The 1,328-nt window shown below is 69.1% G+C and carries 2 protein-coding genes; both read left to right on the top strand.

Features of this window, described 5'->3' with window-relative positions; all coding sequences use genetic code 11:
• Window positions 1-1,071, top strand: a 1,071-nt coding sequence (locus EOA32_RS37240) for an iron ABC transporter permease (RefSeq protein ID WP_145971516.1), incomplete at its 5' end; no start/stop codon positions are given.
• The coding region (locus tag EOA32_RS37245; RefSeq protein WP_128374313.1) for an ATP-binding cassette domain-containing protein at window positions 1,068-1,328 on the top strand (261 nt) is incomplete at its 3' end. The genes EOA32_RS37240 and EOA32_RS37245, both read left to right, overlap by 4 nt.

The following is a 1,328-nucleotide window of genomic DNA, read 5'->3' on the forward strand; positions in this document are numbered from 1 at the left end:
GCCGCGCTTGGGCTCGGTCCGTGGCGGGTCTTCGCGCGCGTCGTGCTGCCGCAGCTCAGACTGGCCATCTGCGGCGGTTCGCTGCTGGTTGGCCTGCACCTGCTTGCCGAATACGGGCTTTATGTCTTTATCCGCTTCGATACCTTCACCACCGCGATCGTTGACCAGTTCCAGTCGACCTTCAACGGCGCGGCGGCGAACATGCTCGCCGCCGTGCTGGTCGCCTGCTGCTTCGTGCTGCTTGGTGTGGAGGTGATCGTGCGTGGTGAGGAGCGTTATGCCCGCGTCGGCTCCGGGGCGGCGCGCCAGCAGCAGCGTGTCGCCCTCGGCCGCGCCACGCTGCCTTGCTTGCTGCTGCCCGCCGGGACTGCGCTGCTCACGCTCGGCGTGCCCTTTGTGACCGTCGGCCGCTGGCTGCTTGCCGGTGGCGCCGACGTCTGGCGTTGGGACGAGATCAGCCTGGCGCTCGGCCAGACGCTGGTCCTCGCCGTCGCCGGCGCGCTGCTTGCCACGGTCGCCGCAATGCCCATGGCCTGGATCTCGATCCGTGCGCCCGGCCGCTTGCAGCGCCTGCTCGAGAGCTGCAACTACATCGTCGGTTCGCTGCCGGGTGTGGTCGTCGCGCTGGCGCTGGTGACCATCACCGTACGCATCGCCTTGCCGCTCTATCAGACGCTCTTCACCATCCTTTTCGGCTATGCGCTGATGTTCCTGCCGCGCGCGCTGGTCAGCCTGCGCGCCTCGATCGCCCAGGCGCCGGTGGAACTCGAACGCGCAGCCTCGAGCCTCGGCCGCCCGCCGCTCAGGGCGCTATGGTCGACCACGATCCGGCTGTCGGCGCCGGGCGCGGCGGCCGGGATGGCGATGGTGGCGCTCGGCATCACCAATGAATTGACCGCCACGCAGATGCTGGCGCCGAACGGCACCCGCACCCTTGCGATGGCGTTCTGGTCCTACAGCGGCGAGATCGACTACGCCTCGGCCGCCCCTTACGCCTTGATCATGGTAGCGATGTCGCTGCCCATGACCTGGGTGCTCTACGTCCAGTCAAAGCGGATGGCCGGCCGATGAGCTTCCTCGAGCTCCGCGACGTAGCGAAACATTATGGCCCGGTGGCAGCACTTGCCGGCGTCGACCTCACCGTCGAAAGCGGCAGCCGCACCGCGATCGTCGGACCCTCCGGCTGCGGCAAGACCACCTTGCTGAGGCTGATCGCCGGCTTCGAGGCGCCAGACCGCGGCCGCATCGCGCTCGACGGCAAGCTGCTCGCCAATGGCGGGGCGGCGGTGCCGGCACATCGCCGCGGCATCGGCGTGGTGGCGCAGGAC

Source organism: Mesorhizobium sp. M1A.F.Ca.ET.072.01.1.1 (assembly GCF_004023325.1).
Classification (GTDB): domain Bacteria; phylum Pseudomonadota; class Alphaproteobacteria; order Rhizobiales; family Rhizobiaceae; genus Mesorhizobium.